Below are 3,825 nucleotides of genomic sequence, written 5' to 3' on the forward strand. Positions count from 1 at the left end.
CGACACGCGCCTCACCACGCGCTACGACGCGGGCCAGTTTCTGAGCGCGCTGCACTCCACCATGCACGAGGTGGGGCACGGGCTGTACGAGCAGGGCCTTCCCAAGGCGGAGCGATTCGGGCAGCCCCTGGCCGAGGCGGCCAGCATGGGCATTCACGAAAGCCAGTCGCGCATGTGGGAGAACTTCGTGGGGCGCGGCCTGCCGTTCTGGGAGTGGGCGCTCCCCGAAGTGCAGGCGCAGGCCGGCTCCGGCGCGCTGGCCGGCCTCACGCCGCGCACGGTGTACCGCGGGCTGAACCGCGTGGAGCCCAACCTGATCCGCATCGAGAGCGACGAGGCGACGTACAACCTGCACATCATGCTGCGCTTTGACCTGGAGCGCGCCATGCTGCGGGGCGACCTGGCCGTGCGCGACCTGCCCGGCGCGTGGAACGAGCGCATCCGGTCGGACCTGGGGCTCACCGTGCCCGACGACGCCCGCGGCTGCATGCAGGACATCCACTGGTCCATGGGCGCCGTGGGCTACTTTCCCACCTACACCCTGGGAAACCTGTACGCGGCGCAGCTGTGGGAAGCCATCCACGCCGCGCTTCCGGGCCTGGACGGCCAGGTGCGCCGGGGCGAGTTCGGCGCGCTGCTGGGGTGGCTGCGCGAGAACGTGCACGCCCACGGCCGGCGCTACACCGCCCCCGAGCTGTGCCAGCGCGCCACGGGCCGCCCCCTTTCCCCCGCCCCGCTGCTGCAGTACCTGGGCGGCAAGCTGCGCTCCGTCTACGCCCCCTCCTGAGCGGCGGGCCTTTCTGGTGGAGGGAGGGATGAAGAACGCCCCGCCCGGAACTCCGGGCGGGGCGTTCTTGTTTGCGATGGATGACGATCAGGGCGCGGACACGCGCAGACGGTACGCGCCCGTGGCGCCGCCCGTAAAGCTGGTGACCCGGATGACGTAGCGGCCGTCGGACGGAAGCTCCGTCTCCAGCACCGAGTCCGTGCCCTCCTCGTCCTCCGCGTCGTCGTTGGCGGCGATCTCGCGGAACTCGCCGTTCACCATCTGACCCAGGGCGATGTAGGTGTCGAACTCCTCCGACGAAAGCTCGATGCGCACCCGCTCGCCCGCCCGGCCCACGTAGCCGAACGCGTCGTACAGCCGCTCGTCGGCCTCGTTCTCGGCATCGTCGTCCGACAGCTCGCCTTCCACCGTTTCACCCCGGCGGATGGGCTGCACCCGCGAGGGGCGCGGCGTGGCGCGCTCCATCACCGACACCGTGTACGCGCCCAACTCGCCGCCCATGGCGCCGGCCTGCACGTAGAACGCGCCGCTGTCGGGAATGACGGCGTTGATCTGCTCGCCCTGCGTGGCGTCCTCATCCGCCGCGAACTGCCCGTTCTCCAGGCGGCCGATCATCAGGTTGGGAACGTTTTCCGCCATCTCCATCCGCAGCCGCACGCGCTGCCCGGCCTGCCCCCGCACGCGGTACACGTCGTAGTGGCCCGGCAGGTTGTCGAATTCCGGATCGGAGTCGGTCAGCTGCGCCTGCAGCGTCTGCCCCACCCGCAGCGCGCCGATGGCCAGCGGGCGCCGCGCCACGGAATCCAGCCGCAGCGTGAAGGTGCCCAGACCGTCCAGCGTAAGCGACTGCGCCACGATCATGTACGAGCCGGCCGCGGGCACCTGGAAGCGCAGGCGGGCGTTGGTGCCGCCGCCGCTGTCGTCGTCGGAGGCCATGTAGTCCGACACGCCGCTCACCGTGCGCACCAGGCTCACGTACGGGTCAAAGCTGGTGGCTTGCATGGTGACCACGTAGCGGCGCCCCGGCACGCCCTGGAACGAGTAGACGCGAAAGCGCCCGCGCTCCGTCATGGACGGCGTGCCCTCGCTCAGCGTGCCGCTTACCGACTGGCCCACGCGAAGGGTGCCCGGCACACCCGCGGCCGCGGGGCGCTGCGCGTGCACGGCCCCGGCGGGAACGGAGCAGAGGGACGCGGCGGCCAGCAGCAGGCCGGAAAGTCGACGGGTGTTCATGGCGGAGCGGTCCTGGGTGCGGGAAGGCGGGGCCGCGGCCCCGGGTGCAACGGGGCGCAAGATACCGCGGCCCGTGCGGCGGATCAACATTGCCGGCGCACCTGGTCCACAAAGGGAAGCGGCCCGCCCTCGCGATGGAGGGCGGGCCGCGCAATCAGCCGGTCGTACAGGATGAACCGGGAACCGGAGGCCGTTCGTCACCCGGCACGAGAGCCGGGCGCGGCGCTCAGCACGATCCCGCGCTCACCGAGCCCAGCGCATCCACGCGGAACGACTGCAGCCCCAGCGCGGGGTCCAGCGGAACCGCGCACGCCACGTAGCTGGAGCCGCCGCCGGTGAGCTGGTAGCCGTAGTACTTGCCGTCGGCGTAGTTGGACGCGCCGCCTTCCAGGTCCGCCACCGTGGTCGCGTACTCGCCCTCGGACTGCCGATGGCGCTCCTGCAGCGTGGAAAGCTGCCGCAGAATCGGGGGCGCCTCGGCCTCCTTGCTGCGCTTGGTCACCTGGTTGAAGCGGGGAACCGCGAGCGCGGCCAGAATGCCGATGATGACCACGACGATCATCAGCTCAATGAGGGTGAAGCCGCGCTTGCAGGTCATGGTGGGTACTTCGGCTGAATGGATTGAGGACAGCGAGATGCACGTGGTGCCCGGAAACGGACCGGGGGCCGGGCGTTCACCCGGTCCCCGGCCCGCAAGTCGCGGTGCGGTTACGGCGTTACGGCGCCGGTGACGCAGTTGCGGGTCGCGGCCACCAGGCCGCTGGACGTGCCGAGCGTGTTGGGCGACGCGGTGGCCACCGAGGTGGTGCCGCCGGTGACGGTGAACGTGAAGTACTTCGCGTTCGGGTCGTCAAAGCCGGTCAGGGTGTTGATGTCCGCGGCATAGGAGCCCGTCTCCTGGTAGTACGTGCCCTGCAGGCTGCAGATCTGCTTGAGCACCGGGCCGGCTTCGGCCTGCTTGGCGTTCTTGGAGACGCTGTTGAACTTGGGGATCGCGATCGCGGCCAGAATGCCGATGATGACGACGACGATCATCAGTTCGATCAGGGTGAAACCCTTGTTGTTGCGGAGATTGCGCATCGGTACTGCTCCAGCTGGGAGGGGTCTCGCGGTTCGCAGCACCGATGTGCTGGTCACGCAATCACTTAGGGCAACGGATGGGCCATGCGCCCTGTTCGGGGCCAACCCGTTGCGGGAGGGCTGTTTACGGAAAACATCGTCCGCGTTCCGGAGCCCGCAAACGTCGACGATCTGCAACGTTCCGGGCAAAACGCGGGCGGCATGCTGGACGAGGCGGACGCGTCTGGCGCCGGTTTTCCCGTCCCTTTCCTTCGATGCGGAACGCAGTAGCCGCCCTGCGAAGGCGTCTTTCAGGATGCTGCACGGGAGCGCCGCGACGGCGGATCGGCACGCAGGACCCAGAACGAAACCGGGGGCCGGGCAAACGCCCGGCCCCCGGTTTCAGACCGCCGTAAGGCGATGATTACGGCGTGACCGCGCCGGTGACGCAGTTGCGGGTCGCCGCAACCAGGCCGCTCGAGGTGCCCAGCGTGTTGGGCGAGGCGGTGGCGACCGAGGTGGTGCCGCCGGTGACGGTGAACGTGAAGTACTTCGCGTTCGGGTCGTCAAAGCCGGTCAGGGCGGTGATATTGGCGGCGTACGAACCGTTCTCCTGGAAGTACGTGCCCTGCAGGCTGCAGATCTGCTTGAGCACCGGGCCGGCTTCCGCCTGCTTGGCGTTCTTGGAGACGCTGTTGAACTTGGGGATCGCGATCGCGGCCAGAATGCCGATGATGACCACCACG

The 3,825-nt window shown here is 69.3% G+C and carries 3 protein-coding genes and 2 pseudogenes; 1 reads left to right on the forward strand and 4 read right to left on the reverse strand.

Features of this window, described 5'->3' with window-relative positions; translation table 11 throughout:
• Positions 1-787: pseudogene (locus VF665_RS03330) on the forward strand (carboxypeptidase M32); the annotation flags it as partial.
• Between the two features lie 87 nt (positions 788-874).
• Here the strand turns inward: VF665_RS03330 and VF665_RS03335 are convergent.
• The 4 genes and pseudogenes from VF665_RS03335 to VF665_RS03350 form a co-directional block, all read right to left on the reverse strand.
• Complete coding sequence (locus VF665_RS03335; protein ID WP_331051985.1) at positions 875-2,020, reverse strand: hypothetical protein; 1,146 nt, start codon at positions 2,018-2,020, stop codon at positions 875-877.
• Between the two features lie 226 nt (positions 2,021-2,246).
• Entirely contained in the window at positions 2,247-2,618 is a 372-nt protein-coding gene (locus VF665_RS03340) for a prepilin-type N-terminal cleavage/methylation domain-containing protein (RefSeq protein WP_331051986.1), read from the reverse strand.
• Between the two features lie 110 nt (positions 2,619-2,728).
• Positions 2,729-3,100, reverse strand: coding sequence for a type IV pilin protein (locus VF665_RS03345; RefSeq protein ID WP_331051987.1), 372 nt, complete (start codon positions 3,098-3,100; stop codon positions 2,729-2,731).
• A 403-nt stretch (positions 3,101-3,503) separates the two neighbouring features.
• Positions 3,504-3,825, reverse strand: a pseudogene (locus tag VF665_RS03350) (hypothetical protein); the annotation flags it as partial.

The organism is Longimicrobium sp. (assembly GCF_036387355.1).
GTDB lineage: Bacteria > Gemmatimonadota > Gemmatimonadetes > Longimicrobiales > Longimicrobiaceae > Longimicrobium.